This is a genomic window from Haliea sp. E1-2-M8, assembly GCF_030649675.1.
Classification (GTDB): Bacteria; Pseudomonadota; Gammaproteobacteria; order Pseudomonadales; family Halieaceae; genus Haliea.
In genome coordinates this window covers 227,319-242,109 of record NZ_JAUTDR010000001.1, presented here as the reverse complement: position 1 = coordinate 242,109, position 14,791 = coordinate 227,319, and the positions used below count along the sequence as shown (strand labels likewise).

12 protein-coding genes are annotated in these 14,791 nt (G+C 64.7%); 8 read left to right on the top strand and 4 right to left on the bottom strand.

All coding sequences use genetic code 11. The features are described 5' to 3' along the window. Window positions 1-13: 13 nt before the first annotated feature. Genes Q6D67_RS01110 through Q6D67_RS01100 form a run of 3 tightly spaced genes read right to left on the bottom strand, consistent with a single transcriptional unit; the run spans window position 14 to window position 3,361 of the window. Window positions 14-1,522 (bottom strand): parallel beta-helix domain-containing protein, encoded by a 1,509-nt coding sequence (locus tag Q6D67_RS01110; RefSeq protein ID WP_304703670.1) that lies wholly within the window; start codon window positions 1,520-1,522, stop codon window positions 14-16. Beyond that, entirely contained in the window at window positions 1,519-2,694 is a 1,176-nt protein-coding gene (locus Q6D67_RS01105) for a cytochrome-c peroxidase (protein ID WP_304703669.1), read from the bottom strand. Before Q6D67_RS01105 ends, Q6D67_RS01110 begins: the two co-directional genes overlap by 4 nt. Window positions 2,695-2,728: 34 nt before the next feature. Continuing rightward, window positions 2,729-3,361 (bottom strand): cytochrome c, encoded by a 633-nt coding sequence (locus tag Q6D67_RS01100; protein WP_304703668.1) that lies wholly within the window; start codon window positions 3,359-3,361, stop codon window positions 2,729-2,731. 232 nt (window positions 3,362-3,593) lie between these two features. Between Q6D67_RS01100 and Q6D67_RS01095 the strand changes: the two genes are divergently transcribed. The 3 genes from Q6D67_RS01095 to Q6D67_RS01085 all read left to right on the top strand — a co-directional run bounded on the left by Q6D67_RS01095 (window position 3,594) and on the right by Q6D67_RS01085 (window position 6,668). Continuing rightward, window positions 3,594-3,989, top strand: a complete 396-nt coding sequence (locus tag Q6D67_RS01095; RefSeq protein WP_304703667.1) for a zf-TFIIB domain-containing protein — start codon at window positions 3,594-3,596, stop codon at window positions 3,987-3,989. A gap of 45 nt (window positions 3,990-4,034) precedes the next feature. Further along, window positions 4,035-5,468, top strand: coding sequence for an MFS transporter (locus tag Q6D67_RS01090; RefSeq protein WP_304703666.1), 1,434 nt, complete (start codon window positions 4,035-4,037; stop codon window positions 5,466-5,468). Between the two features lie 99 nt (window positions 5,469-5,567). After that, window positions 5,568-6,668, top strand: coding sequence for a 3-deoxy-7-phosphoheptulonate synthase (locus Q6D67_RS01085; protein WP_304703665.1), 1,101 nt, complete (start codon window positions 5,568-5,570; stop codon window positions 6,666-6,668). Between the two features lie 6 nt (window positions 6,669-6,674). On the opposite strand, the gene Q6D67_RS01080 is transcribed toward Q6D67_RS01085, so the two are convergent. After that, the gene (locus Q6D67_RS01080) at window positions 6,675-7,721 is read right to left on the bottom strand and encodes a YdiY family protein (protein WP_304703664.1); all 1,047 of its coding nucleotides are present in this window, start codon (window positions 7,719-7,721) and stop codon (window positions 6,675-6,677) included. Between the two features lie 110 nt (window positions 7,722-7,831). On the opposite strand from Q6D67_RS01080, the gene gor reads away from it, so the two are divergent. The 5 genes from gor to Q6D67_RS01055 are packed head-to-tail and all read left to right on the top strand — an operon-like array spanning window position 7,832 to window position 14,768. Beyond that, window positions 7,832-9,190: a glutathione-disulfide reductase gene (gene gor, locus Q6D67_RS01075; RefSeq protein ID WP_304703663.1), complete on the top strand. Its 1,359-nt coding sequence runs from the start codon at window positions 7,832-7,834 to the stop codon at window positions 9,188-9,190. 19 nt (window positions 9,191-9,209) lie between these two features. Next, entirely contained in the window at window positions 9,210-10,163 is a 954-nt protein-coding gene (locus Q6D67_RS01070) for an ABC transporter ATP-binding protein (protein WP_304703662.1), read from the top strand. Beyond that, the gene (locus Q6D67_RS01065; RefSeq protein ID WP_304703661.1) at window positions 10,160-12,994 is read left to right on the top strand and encodes a Gldg family protein; all 2,835 of its coding nucleotides are present in this window, start codon (window positions 10,160-10,162) and stop codon (window positions 12,992-12,994) included. Before Q6D67_RS01070 ends, Q6D67_RS01065 begins: the two co-directional genes overlap by 4 nt. Further along, on the top strand, window positions 12,991-13,890 hold the full coding sequence (locus Q6D67_RS01060; protein WP_304703660.1) for a DUF4340 domain-containing protein: 900 nt from the start codon (window positions 12,991-12,993) through the stop codon (window positions 13,888-13,890). The genes Q6D67_RS01065 and Q6D67_RS01060 overlap by 4 nt, the downstream gene beginning before the upstream one ends. Next, window positions 13,887-14,768, top strand: coding sequence for an AraC family transcriptional regulator (locus tag Q6D67_RS01055; protein ID WP_304703659.1), 882 nt, complete (start codon window positions 13,887-13,889; stop codon window positions 14,766-14,768). The genes Q6D67_RS01060 and Q6D67_RS01055 overlap by 4 nt, the downstream gene beginning before the upstream one ends. Window positions 14,769-14,791: the final 23 nt, after the last annotated feature.

The following is a 14,791-nucleotide window of genomic DNA, read 5'->3' as shown; positions in this document are numbered from 1 at the left end:
CACTCGCTCCAATTCAGTTCTCCAGCTGCAACATGAACTCGGCGGCGGCAAGACGTGTAGCCGCATCCAGGTGCGCCTGCGGTGGCATCTCCGGATAATCCGGCCGCTTGCGTTCCGGGTCAGCAATATAGGCCGCAATGCCCTCGGGATCATCCATATATAGCGCCTGCACTACCTGCACCGGCGGGCCGATGAGTCTGGAATTATAGGCATGGCAGCCGGCGCAGATGCCGTAGTACACCAGGCGCCCGGTATCCGCGTCGGCGAGGTCCCGGGCCGGCACCGGTTCCGGCAAGGTGTAGGTTGCAACGTTGGCGGTGGTATCGAACGCGCAGTCCCCGTACTGGCCAAGGCCGATAGTGCGGAAGCGCTCCGGATTCAGGATACAGCCGTCGTCCATGCCCACCGTGTCGATAATATCCGGGCCCCGGGTCTCCAGCATGGCTGCGAGAATTGCCCGCACAACCGGTGCCGGGTTGCCGCCGTTGTTGAGCATGATGTTGTTGAGGATCACCGGGCGGTTCGGGTAGGGGTCCGATTCTGGATCCACTGCGGCATTGGAGGCCAGGGAAAAATCGGTGAAGGTTATACCGACGGAATCGTTGTTGGTGATGATGTTGCCCTCCAGCATCACATCGTCGCAGGCCATCACCAGCACCCCGGTGCCGGGCGGAATATTCGATACCAGCGAACCGGGAATGGCAAAGTTCTCGTGGTTGTTCCCGGAAATGAAGTTGTTGCGGATGATCACATCGCCGCAGGTCTTGATCGGCAGGCCGGGAGTGATGAACGCGAGGATACCGCCGGTGTTGTTGTAGACATAATTCCCTTCCACCAGTGCGCCGCGGCTGTTTTCGATCTCAATGCCGGCCACGCTCTCGAACACTTCGTTGAATACCACATCGACATTGTCCGACATGCCGATGTAGATCGCGGCATCCTCGATGCCGGAGACGACATTGTGGGCAACGATGCCGTTCTTCCCCAGCTGGGGGAAGATCCCGTAGACGCCGGTATCGACAACGATGTTGTTGCGGATGATGTAGTTGTTGCCCGCCTGGCCCATGATGCCGTTGCCCTTGTACCGGGTGATGTACAGGTTTTCAATGGTCACGCCGTTACCCGAGTACAGGACCGCATCGTTGCGGAAACCCTCACCGTCCAGCACCGGATAGGCGCCGCGCTCGATCACCCCGGACAGAGTGATATTGTCCTTGTCGATGTAGACGGTCTCCCGGTAGGTGCCGGGCAGCACCCTGATCACCGCGCCCGGGGCCGCCTCGCTGATTGCCGCCTGGATAGACTCGCCGTCGCGCACCAGGATCAGTTCACCGCTGACCGGGGTCGCCAGCGTGCGCACCGGCCCCGAGGCCGGCGGGGCAATATCCGCCGGTACAAAAGCCGCCTTGGCTGCCGCGGGCGCCTGGATCACCGTGGGCGGTGGCTGGCGCGCCTGGCCGGCATAGAATCCGCCGGCGATCAGCAGCACCGCGGCGATGGCAATACCCAAGGTTTTTTTCATGGCGCGTTCCCTGTTGTTATTGGTGTCGCGGGGCCGTGCATCAGCGGCAAGCCCGAGGGCACGGCCACGGGGGTAACCGGCTTCAGGCTCTCATCGGTCAAGGTGTGCAGGAATTCGACCAGCTGGTCCAGTTCCTCATCCGTTAACCGCGGCTCCCAGATATGCCAGTGTATCCTGAGATCTTCACCGGCGGGTACCGCATGGCCGCGGCCACCGGTGTAGAAGGCCACCGCCTCGCGCAGCGTTGCAAAGCGGCCCGAGTGCATATAGGGCGCGGTCAGGGCGATGTTGCGCAGGCCCGGAGTGCGAAAGGCGCCGCGCAGAGTGGGCTCGCCCAGGCCTGGCCCGGCGCCGGGGTCGAATGGCATGCCTTCGGGCTCCGGCGTGCCAATGACCGCAAGCTGCTGATTGCTGAACAAAGGCGGCGTATGGCACTCGGCACAGCGGGCTACAAAGGAGCGGAACACATTCAGCCCTGCCTGCTCGCGCGCGTTGAGGGCATCGCTGTAGCCGTGGGCGTACTGGTCGTAACGGCTGTTGAGGGAGATCAGCGAAGCCTGGAACGCGGCCAGGGCCGTGTATAGCTGGTCCAGCTGGATGCTGGCGCCGGGGTGGCTGAAGTGCTCGGGATAGGCCTGGGCAAAAAGAGGGCGATAAACGGCGGAAGCGCGCAGGCTGGCCAACAGGGTGGTTGCTGAATTGGCCATTTCGGCAGCGCCAAAGAGAGGCTCCAGCATCTGCTGTTCCAGGCTGCCGGCGCGGCCATCCCAGAACAGGCTTTGCAGAAATGCAACGTTCCACAGGCTGGGCGCAGAGCGCGTACTCAACTGGCCGTCAGTACCGACACTGCGCCCCATGCCGTCGGCGAAACCGCGATCGGGCTGGTGACAGCTGGCACAGGACAGGGTGTGATCCGCGGACAGCAGTGGATCAAAAAACAGGTAGCGGCCGAGATCAATTTGCTGCGGGCTAAAGCCGTCGCGCCAGGGTGGCAGGCCGGTTTTCAGACCGCCGACACCGGCACCCTGCAGCGAGCCATAGCGCTGGTAGAGGCTGCGCAGCTTGCAGGCACCCTGCGTCAGTTCGAACCCCGGAGGGCAAGTCTGGCTAAGCTTGAACCCGGGCGAACCGTCAGCCGCGGCAGCGCCCGGCCCCCATCCCACCAGGAACACAATGACGACCAGCCAACAGGCCGGCCAACAGCGCCTACTCCTCTGGCTGGCTGCGAATGAACGCAATGACATCGAGTATCGCCTGTTCGCCGGGCAACACTGCCGCCATGGAGCGCATTTGCCTGCCGCCGCGATCCTCGCGGTGCTGGCCGCGGCGGCCTTCGCGAAACGCGTGCAGTTGCGCGGCCAGGTACCAGTCGTCTGCCCCCGCCAGGGCGGGCGCGCTGAGTGCCACGTTGCCGCCGGCCGCGGGCCCGTGACAGGCACCACAGAACTGATTGAAGTAGTCGCCGCCCAGGGTCGGATCGCCCTGCGCCAGGGTAGCCGCTGACGGGCTGCCCGCCAGCTCGCTGATATACAGGGCCAGGTCCGGCCAGCGTTCCCGCGGCGGCAGCATCGCGACCCCCGCGGCCATTTGCTGCGCCACCTCGGTGGCGCCGTCACCACCCCGCAGGCCGCGCTGGAACTTGTCCAGCTGCGCCAGGATATATACCGGCCGCAGATGGTTCAGCCGCGGGGCCCGCAACGCGGCATTGCCCCCGGCAGCGACACCGTGGCAGGCAGCGCAGGGCTGGTAGAGTTCGGCGGCACTGGTGTCGGGGGCCGCACTGACCGCACCGGATGTGGCGGCGAGCAGCACCAGCAGGGGTAGAAGAGCTAAACGCATCGTGTTGTTCCCGGCAGAAACCTTCAACCGGGGAATTTAGCAGCTTTTCACCAACCGTAGTATCGCTCAGCGGCAACTGCGGTCCGGACAGAATGCGGACCGCGCCCGCTGCGAATCCAGGGGGGTAACCAGGGGGGACGACAAATTCGCAGCCCTGCGCTAGACTCGCCTCTAACTGCTCCGCGGGAGCACCAGTGACGAACAGAATAAACTGACCTGACAGGGACGACCGATGGAATACAACCCAGACCAACACAGCCTGAAATGCCCCAAGTGCGGACATGGCATGGAGGAAGTCACCTACGGCGATGTCACCATCGACCGTTGCAGCAACTGCATGGGCCTCTGGTTCGACACCGGTGAAGCGGACAAGCTGAAGGCCAGGTGGATGGGCGATGCCCTCGACCTCGGCAACCCCACCGAGGGCAAGCAATGGGACAAGGTGGCCGACATCGCCTGCCCGCGCTGCGGCAAGGACATGGAAAAGACCTCCGACCCCAAGCAGAAACACATCTGGTACGAGACCTGCAGCGAACACGGCATGTTCATGGACTCAGGGGAGTTCACCGACTACAAGCACGAAACTCTGCTCGACCGCTTCCGCAGTCTGGTCAAGGGCGGACGTTGACCCGCCCACTGACACAGGACGCCACGCCCGCCTCATCCTGACGCCGTGATAGCTTTCAAAACCCGCCTCCTGTATGGCACAGGAGGTGCGGTCGCCGCTGCCAAGGAAGCGGCCTACACCATGTTCATCCTGCTGTTCTACACTCAGGTCCTGGGGTTGAGCGGCACCGTCACCGGCCTCATCATCGCCGTCAGCCTTATCTGGGACGGGGTCTCGGACCCCCTGGTCGGGTCTCTTTCCGACCGTCTGCGCAGCCGCTTTGGCCGCCGCCATCCGTTCATGGCGCTGAGTATCCTGCCCCTTGGCCTGGGCTTCGTCGGCCTGTTTTCACCACCCCAGGCGGTGATCGACAACAGCACATTGCTGGCGGCCTGGCTCCTGTTCTGGTCCCTGTGGGTGCGGACCTTCGTCACCACCTTCACCATTCCCCACCTCGCACTGTCGGCGGAGATCACCACCGACTACCACGATCGCACCCAGGTGCTGGGCGCCCGCATGGGGCTGATGTTCCTGTTCGCGGTTCTGCTGCCCGCGGCGGCCCTGGTGCTGGTGTTCCCGGAGCAGAACGGCATCGACGGGCGCTTCGAGCAATCGCGCTATCCTCTATACGGGATGCTGTCCTGCGCCGTGGTCTGGGTCATGGCAACGCTCAGCACGGTAGGTACACGGCACCACATCCGGCCTGAGGCTCCGCGGCCCGGCGACGACGACGGCGACCGCACGACCTTGTTGGCCCTGATGCGCGACCTCTGGCGCACCCTGGGCAACCGCAACTTTCGCCTCCTGATTGCCTACGATGTCGCTGCCACCTCCGCCTATGGAGTGATCAGCAGCCTGAACATGCTGGTGTGGACTTTTTTCTGGGAGTTCTCGGCCACCCAGATTTCCATCATCCTGTCACTGCCGACGCTGCTGGCTGTGCTTTTGGCTGCGGTGACCCTGGGCCCGCTGGGCAGGCGTCTGTCGAAGCAGCGGCTGGTGCAGCTGTCGCTGCTCGGGCTTATTCTCAACTGCCTGTGGCTTTACCCCTTGCAGCTGTTTGAGCTGCTGCCCGCGGACAGTGACCGGCTGGTCTTCGCCCTCAACTTCATCTTCATGCTGCTGTTCATGTACCTGTTCATGCTGCGGATCGTGAACAGCACCTCCATCGTCGCGGACCTGACCGACGAGCACGAACTGGACCACGGCGTGCGCCAGGAGGCTGGCTTCTTTTCGATGACCAACTTTGTCAGCAAGATGGCTACGGTGGCCGGGCCACTCTACGGCGGCCTGGCGCTGGATATCATCGGCCTGGAAACCGGCATGCGCCCCGGCGAAGTTCCCCTGGAGACTCTGCATGGCCTGGTTTATGCGCTGGGGCTCGGCGTCATCCCGCCGCTGCTGGTCGCCCTGTGGATCATTTCCCGGATCCGTACCAGCCAGGCCCAGGTCGAGGCGGTGCAGGCAAAAATCGCTGCCCGGCGCGCGCTGGCAGAGTGAGCCGGAGCCAACCTGCAGCGAGCGCCGCGGGCAGTGGCCCCGGTTGCCCGGACGCAACCCCTGGGTCAAAATGCCCCCCCACGCGCCACCGAGAACAGCATGACTGACCGCAGCCCGACTGACCGCAGCCCGACTGATCGCAGCCCGACTGACCTTACTGATGACGTCCGCATCCACGGGGCCCAGCCGCTGATCACGCCCTGGGTGCTGGCGGAGGAGCTGCCGCTGGCCGAGGGCCAGCGCCGCGGCATTGCCGGCGCCCGGCGCGAGATCGAGGCCGTGCTGCAGGGTGAGGACCGTCGCCTGCTGGCGATCGTCGGACCCTGCTCCGTCCATGACCCCGCCGCCCTGCTCGACTTCGCCGCGCGCCTGCAGGGAGGCTGCGCGCCGCTGGCGGATGCCATCCTGCCGGTGTTGCGGGTCTATTTCGAGAAACCGCGCACGGTGGTGGGCTGGAAAGGCCTGATCAACGACCCGGACCTGGACGGCAGCTTCCATATCAACAAGGGCCTGCGCCAGGCACGCAAAGTGCTGCTGGATGTCGCCACACTGGGGCTGCCGGCGGCCAGCGAGTTTCTCGATACCACTTTCGGCCAGTACTACGCGGACCTGGTCAGCTTCGGCGCCATCGGCGCGCGCACCGTGGAGAGCCAGATCCATCGCGAGCTGGCCTCCGGTCTGTCCATGCCGGTGGGGTTCAAGAACGGCACCAACGGCAATGTCACCGTCGCCATCGACGCCATTCGCTCAGCCAGCCACAGCCACTGGTTCCCGTCGTTGACCAAGGAGGGCACCCCCGCGATCCTGCACTCCACCGGCAACCCGCATTGCTACCTGATCCTGCGCGGGGGCGGAGACTCCGGGCCCAACTACCATCCCGAGGCAATTCAGGCCGCGGCCGTGGCGCTTGCGGCCAAGGAGCTGCCCGCATCCCTGATCGTCGACTGCAGCCACGGCAACAGCGACAAGGATCCACAGCAGCAAGCGGCGGTGGTGTCTTCACTTTGTGACCAGATCGAGCAGGGGCAACAGGCCATCCGCGGCGTCATGCTGGAGAGCCACCTGGTCGGGGGCACCCAGCCAATGGCGGATCGCGACCAGCTGAACTACGGCCAGAGCATCACCGATGCCTGCCTGTCACTTGCAGAAACGCTGCCTCTGCTGGAACAGCTGGCGGCGGCAGTGCGACGCCGCGGCTGATCCTGCCTACCAGGCGTAGCCGATCCGGAACCGGTAGCTCTGGTCCAGCTTGTCCAGCTCGCTGGGCACGGCGCTGTCGTACGTCAGCTGCACTTCAGCTGCGCCCTCGACGTTCAGCAACAGCGGAAACGAAAGCCCCATGGTGAGGTTGAGGACGACATTGTCGGTTTCGTCCAGGTTCCAGATCCCCGTGTGCTTGAGGTAGAGCAGGGATTTGCCGTTCAGGTAGTTGCTGCTGGCGTCCACCGTCCAGTTGGCACCGAGGTAATCCTGGTCTTCGGCAATAATGAAATCCTCGTCGACAAAGACCAGGCCCGCCTCGCCCGAGAGGGTCAATACCGGCTGCTCGTAAAACTGCCGGCCCATATAGGGACCGAGGTAGTAACGCAGGTCGAGGTCGGCGAACTTGTCCTGCTCGGCGGAGGCATTCACACCCCAATACAGCGGCCCCTCCAGGAAGCGGTCATATTTGACCAGCGCCGACCAGTTTTCGGCATTCTTGACCCCGTTGGCCTCGTCGACCTCGCCGTTGAGAAGGGTGGTGTAGCGATCCTGCAGGCTGCGCCAGACACTGTCGACGCGATAGTCAAATTCGTCGGTTTCGGTATTGCCCCGCTGCAAGCCGAGGGCCGCACTGGCCTGGCCGGTCCAGTGATAGCCGCGCCCCAGCTCCCAGGGCTCGGGGTCGCTCAGCGCCAGGTCGCGCAAAGAGTAGCTGCCCGCAGGTGCGTCCCCGGAAGTCAGTACCAGTTGCTCCTCCGCGACGGTCAGGCCAGGCTCGGTGAGTACTTCCCCGTCCGTCAGCTTGAGTACCACGGGGCCGTCTGACTGCAGGCTGACAATCTGGTCCTGCTGGATTCGAATGCTGCCGGCAAACTCCGTCTCGACCGTTACCACGCCGTCGCGGACGCCCTGGACGGTGCCGACAATTCGCGAGCCGTTCCTGAGTACCAGCTCGTCCGGGGCCGCCACCGCACCAGTCGCGGCCAGGCCGGCAGCCAGTGCCACCATCGCCACGGATATTCGGCCCACAGGGTAGAAATTGAATGCCATCAGATGCAGTTCCTTGAAACAGGGGGGAAGCGCCTATAATACTGGATTTGCAGCGGTTATGTGGCCTCGCCAACACTGCTAGAATGCTGTACCCCCCATAGGAGACAACTGTGAGCAACACGGATTACGACCTCTTTGTCATCGGCGCCGGTTCCGGCGGCGTTCGCGCAGCGCGCATGGCCGCGGGCTTTGGCGCCCGGGTAGCGATTGCCGAGGACCGCTATATGGGCGGGACCTGCGTCAATGTCGGCTGCGTTCCCAAGAAGCTGTACGTTTACGCTTCGGAATTCGGCAAGGCCTTCGAGGATGCACGCGGTTTTGGCTGGGACAGCAGCAAACCGGCCTTCCACTGGGCCACCTTGCGCGACAACAAGAAAACCGAGATCTCGCGACTCAACGCCATTTACCGCAGGCTCCTTACCGGCGCCAATGCCGACATAATTGACGGTCGGGCGCGGTTGGTAGACGCCCACACCGTAGCGGTAGGTGACCAGCAGTACACTGCCGGGAAAATATTGCTCGCGACCGGCGGCTGGCCCCACATTCCGGCGATCCCGGGGAGCGACCTGGCCATCAGCTCCAACGAAGTTTTCGATCTGGACTACTTTCCGGAGCGGCTGGTCATTGTCGGCGGCGGCTATATCGCGGTGGAGTTTGCCGGGATTTTCAACGGGCTCGGCGCCCAGGTCACCCAGCTCTACCGCGGCCCCCTGTTCCTGCGCGGTTTCGACCCGGATATCCGCGCCCACGCGGCCCGCGAAATTGCCAAGACCGGCGTCGACCTGCGTTTTGAGGTCAACCTGGAGTCCATCAGCCGGGGCCCGGACGGCCTCGACCTGCAGCTGACCGACGGTACCCAGCTAACCGCGGACGCCGTGCTTTACGCCACCGGCAGGATGCCCCACCTCGACGGCCTGGGGCTGGAAAACGTCAATGTCGAGCTCACCGAGTTCGGCACCATCGCGGTCGACGAACACTACCAGACCAGCGAAGCAAGCATCTTCGCGGTGGGCGATGTCATCGGCGGCATGGAACTGACCCCGGTTGCCCTGGCCGAGGGCATGGCCTTCGCCCGGCGCCAGTTCGGCGAACCCGGCCAGGAGGTGGACCACGATTTCGTCCCGACCGCAGTGTTCTGCCAGCCCAACATTGGTACCGTCGGCTTCACCGAGGAAGAAGCGCGGGCAAAGTACGGCCATATACGCATGTTCAAGGCCTCCTTCCGGCCCATGAAGCACACCATCAGCGGCCGCGACGAACAGACCTTCATGAAGCTGATCGTGGACAAGGCCAGCGACCGGGTTGTCGGTGTGCACATGATGGGCCCGGATGCCGGTGAGATCATCCAGGGGATAGCCATAGCCCTGCGCGCCGGCGCAACCAAGGCTGTGTTTGATTCCACTATCGGCATTCACCCAACCGCGGCGGAGGAGTTTGTCACCATGCGCGAGCCGTGGACGGAAGACTGAGGCATCCGGGGCGCGCTGCATGATTGAGGTCGATTCGCTGACGCGCAACTACGGGACTACCCCGGCGGTGGACAATGTCAGCTTCCGTATCGGCGCCAACGAAGTGGTCGGGCTGCTGGGCCACAATGGCGCCGGCAAGACCACCATCATGCGCATGCTCAGCGGCTTCCTGGAACCGTCGGCGGGCAGCATCATCATCGCCGGCGCCAATATGGCGACCCAGGCGCGCGCAGTACAGCGGCAGCTCGGCTACCTGCCGGAGCACCTGCCGGTGTACCCGGAGATGCCGGTGGCGGATTATCTGGAGTACGCCGCGACCCTCAAGGGTATCGCCGCGGCCGACCGGCACCTGGCCCTGCGCGAGGCCATCGCCGCCACCGACCTCGGCGCGCGAGCCCTGGATCCCATCAATCGCCTGTCCCGGGGCCTGCGCCAGCGGGTCGGCGTGGCCCAGGCCATCCTCGGACAACCGCGCCTGCTGATCCTGGATGAGCCCACCAACGGCCTGGATCCGGAGCAGACGGCGCAGATGCGGGAGCTGCTGCGACGCCTGTCCGCGCGCGCCACCGTGATTCTCTCCACCCACATCATGCAGGAGGTGGAAGCGGTCTGTGACCGCGTGCTGGTGCTGGCCGCGGGCCGACTGGTGCTGGACCAGCCCTTGCAGGCCCTGCGCCAAAGCCGGACCCTGAAACTGCGCGCCGGGCTGGAAGAGCCGGCGCTGGAAAGCTGGCTCAAGCGGCTGCCGCAGATCGCCAGCGTCAACAGCGAAGACGGTGCGACCGACGAGAGAACCTGGCTGTTACAGCTGCATGCAAAGGCCGATATCGACACCGCCGCCAACAACATCGCCAAGTGCGTTATCGGAGCCGGTGTCTGCCTCTATGAGCTGCAACCGGTGCGGCGCGATCTGGACAGCATTTTTCGCGGGGCCACCAAAGGCCGGGCCACGCAAGGCGGGACGGTGGCATGAGTACCTCCAGCATCAGCCGCCGGGTGGCGCAGAAGGAAATGCGCCTGTTCTTCGGCTCGCCCGTGGCATGGCTGTTCCTGGCGGTGTTTGCCGCGGTCACCCTGTTCATTTTCTTCTGGGTCGAGTCCTGGTTTGCCCGCAACATCGCCGATGTCAGGCCGCTGTTCGAGTGGATGCCCCTGCTGTTGATACCGCTCAGCGCCGCCCTGACCATGCGCATGTGGAGCGAGGAGCGCCGCACGGGCACCCTTGAGCACGTGTTGATCCAACCCGCCGGCATCTGGCGCTTTGTGCTCGGCAAATTCTGGGCCTGCTTCAGTCTGCTGCTGCTGGCCCTGCTGGCCACCCTGCCCCTGCCGGTCACTGCCAGCCTGATGGCGGATCTGGATTGGGGGCCGGTGGCCGCAGGCTATCTGGCCACCGCCCTGCTGGGCGCCGCCTACCTCAGCATCGGTCTGTTCGTTTCTTCCCGCACCGACAACCCCATCGTCAGCCTGATCGGCACTGTGGCGGTCTGCGGCCTGCTGTATCTGCTGGGCAGCAGCACCCTGACCGGCTTCTTCGACGACCGCAGCGGCGAACTGCTGCGGCTGCTGGGCACCGGTTCGCGGTTCGAGAGTATCAGCCGCGGCGTGCTCGACCTGCGGGACCTGGCCTGGTACCTGGGACTGGTGGCCGGCTTCCTGGCGCTGAACGTCTACAGCCTGGAGCGGGAGCGCTGGGCCCGGGATGTCCGAACCGCCCGGCAGCGACGCTGGCGCGTCGGGATTGTGCTGCTGCTGGCCAACCTGGTGCTGGCCAATGTCTGGCTGCAACGCCTGCCGGGTCTGCGCCTGGACGTCACCGAGGGCCGCCTGTACTCCATCTCCGCGCCCACCCGGAACCTGTTGGCACAGCTGGAGGAGCCCCTGCTGATACGCGGTTACTTCAGTGCCCGCACCCATCCACTGCTGGCTCCACTGGTACCCCAACTGCGCGACCTGATCGAGGAGTACGCCATCGCCGGTGGCGAGCGGGTGCGCGTGGAGTTCATCGACCCCGCCGAGCATCCGGAGCTGGAACAGGAAGCCAACGAGCGCTACCAGATGAATGCAACACCCCTGCAGGTTGCAGACCGCTACCAGTCCGCCCTGGTAAACGCCTGGTTCCATGTCCTGGTCAGCTACGGCGATGAGTTCGCCACCCTGGGCTTCAGCGACCTGATCGATGTCCGCACCGCGGGCAATACCGAGGCCGAGGTGCGCCTGCGCAATCCCGAATTTGACCTCACCCGGGCGATCCGGGATGTGCTGTTCAGCTATCAGCTCGGCGGCAATCTGTTCCCGAGCCTGCGCCAGCCGGTGGAACTGGTAGCCTACGCCTCTGACGATGCGCTGCTGCCGGACCTGCTGCGCAACTACAAGAGCGCCATCCTCCCGCAACTGGAGCAGAAAGTGGCCCAGTCCGGCGGCCTGTTCAGTTACCGTTTCGTGGAACCGGAAGCGAACGGCGGCGAGGTTGCCCGCAAGCTGGGCGAGGACTGGGGCTTTCGCCCCATGATCTCGGCGCTGGGCGAGGAACAGGAGTTCTGGTTCTACCTGACCCTGGAGGATGACCACCAGGTCGTACAGCTGCCCACCGAGGAGTTTGATCCAGCGGATTTTGCAACCATGCTGGATGCCGGCCTCAAGCGCTTCGCCAGCGGCTTCACCCGCACGGTTGCCCTGGCTGTCCCGGAACTCAACGAGCAGATGGCCCGCTATCATCTCGGCGCACCCACCTTTTCTAACCTGGAGCAGGCCATCACCCGCGACTACAGCATCCGCCTGGAACAGCTGGAGGATGGCCGGGTCGACCCGGCAGCCGATATCCTCGCCGTCGTCGCCCCGCGCGAGCTGGACAGCGCCGCCCTGTTCGCCATCGACCAGTTCCTGATGCGCGGCGGCACCGTGATTCTGGCAACCTCACCGTTCAGCGTTGAGCTGACCGCGGGGCAGATGCGACTGCTGGACTACCCCAGCGGCCTCGACGACTGGCTGGCGGGACACGGCATCAGCATCGGCAAGAGCCTCGTGCTGGACCCGCAAAGCGCCACCTTCCCGGCACCGATACTGCGCAAGGTGGGCGATTACGAATTTCGCGATGTGCAGATGATTGACTACCCCTACTTTATCGACCTGCGGCCGCCCGGGCTGAACCCGGAGCACCCGGTGACCGCCAATCTGCCCCAGCTGACCATGGGCTGGGCCTCTCCGATCAGCGTCGACCCGCCCCACGGATTGCGCCTGACCAGCCTGCTGCAAAGCTCGGCTACGGCCTGGACCTCCACCGAGCGCGACATCCTGCCGCGGCAGGAGGATGGCGCCACACCGGTGTTCACCCCGGCCACGGAGCGCCAGCAGTTCCGGCTGGGCGTGGCCCTGGAGGGCCGATTCAGCTCCTGGTTCGCGGAGCGCAAGCCGCCGCCGCTGGCAAATGATGCCACCGCCGAGGTGCGGACCGTGCTGGAACGTTCGCCGGAATCCGCGCGCCTGATCGTGCTTGCCTCCAACGATTTCATGGATGACCAGATGCTGAACGCGGTGGTCGCCGCCGCCGGCACCCAGTATCTCGGCCCGCTGGAGCTGTTGCTGAATACCCTGGAGTGGTCGCTGCAGGATGAATCCCTGCTGCAAATCCGCTCCCGCGCCCATTTCAACCGCACCCTGCCTCCCATGAGCCGGGAGGCGCAGCAGTTCGTTGAGTACCTGAACTATGGCCTGGCGGTTGCCTGGCTGCTCCTGCTGGCCGCAGTGCATTGGCTGCGCACCCTGCTGCGCAAGCGCCATTACCGCAGGAGCCTGGGGCTGTGAACCGCATCAACAGTGCCCTGCTGCTGATTCTGGTGATTCAGGTTTTTCTGGCCGCCGTGGTCTACTGGCCGCAGCAGGCAGAAATTGTGGCGGACCCCGCGGCACCGTTGCTGGCAATCGACCCCGCCGCGGTTACCGGGATCCAGCTGGCTGACGAGCAGGGAAACGAGGCTTTCCTGCAGCGCATTGACGGGCGCTGGCAGTTACCGCTGCGGCAGGAACTGCCCGCGGACAGCGCCCTGATCGAGAGGCTGCTGCGGGTGCTGACCAGAGAGCAGCACGGCTACCCGGTCGCCACCAGTATCGCCGCCCGGCAGCGCTTTGAAGTGGCCAGCTACCGCTTCCAGCGCCGGGTGACCCTGACCGGCAGCGACGACGCGCAACTGGGCACTGTGTTTCTCGGTACCGCGCCTGCGTTTCGTCGCATCCACGCCCGCAATGACGCGGCTGACGCCATCTACAGCATTGCTTTCAACAGCTTTGATGCACCCGCCCGCGACGCGGACTGGCTGGACCGGCGCCTGTTGCAGGTGCCACAGCCTCGCAGCATCCAGGGTCCGGGTTTCGCCGTGGCGCAAACCGACAGCGGCGACTGGAGGACCTTCGATGGCGCAACGCCAGAGCCGCGGGAACTGGAGGCGCTGCTGGGTTCCCTGGCTAACCTGCAGGTGGACGGGATCGCCAGCGACGACCAGCAGCGCAGCCTGGCCGAAGCAGCGCCGGCCTTCAGCGTCAGCGTTGCTACCGCAGCGGGAGAACGTAACCTGACATTCTATCTGCTGGAGGAAGAGCACTTTGTCCACGATCCTCGCTACGACCTGTTTTTTAGCATCAGCGCCTACGATTTCGACCGCCTGAACACGCTGGATTCAGAGCGCCTGAACGGCAGGCCATGAGCAGCACTTCACAGTGGCCGCTGCCCGCCGAGGGCGTACGCTTCCTGACGCCGGCATTCATGCTGGAGCAGCTGCACCGCCACCCCCTCACCCGGGATTGCTATCCGACCGCTATGGGCTACTACCCGCAGGCGAGCGGGCACCGCATGCGGCGGCCGCGCCACGACGATAATCTGCTGCTGTACTGTGTCGACGGCCGGGGCCGGCTGCGCATTGGCGGCCAGCGCCAGGATATAGGCGCCGGCGACCTGATCCTGCTGCCCCAGGGCCTGGGCCATAGCTACAGCGCCGACCGGGAGCACCCCTGGAGCCTGTACTGGATCCATTTCCAGGGCATCAGCAGCCGGATCTTCATGGAGTATCTCGGCTACCGTGAAGGCCGGGCGGTGGTCCACGCGGGTGTTGCTCCCGGCCTGATCGCGGCCTTCCACACCTTGCTGGCGGTCAATCGCACCGGCTACAGCAGCAGCGCCTTTATCAATGCCGCCAACCAGTGCCGCCATCTGTTCACCCAGATCGTGCTGGAGGCCAACCGCCAGCGCGCCACCCACACCGCGGGCCTGGACCTGGAGGCAATCCAGGGCATCATGCAGGACCGGATCCACGGCAGCCTGGAGCTGGAAGAGCTGGCAGCGGTCGCACACCTGTCCAAATACCACTTTGCCAGCCGCTACAAGGCCCTGACCGGCTACTCGCCGATCAAGCACTTCCTGCACATGAAAATCGAGTACGCCTGCCAGCTGCTCGACAGCACCGACCTCAGCGTAAAAGCGATTGCGGCTGCCGTGGGTTATGGGGATGCCCTGTATTTCTCGCGCCTGTTCCGGCAGACCGTAGGGCTGTCACCGCGGGCCTATCGCAGCTCGGTGCGCAAGTAGCGCTTCCCACCAGCCGGGCCCCG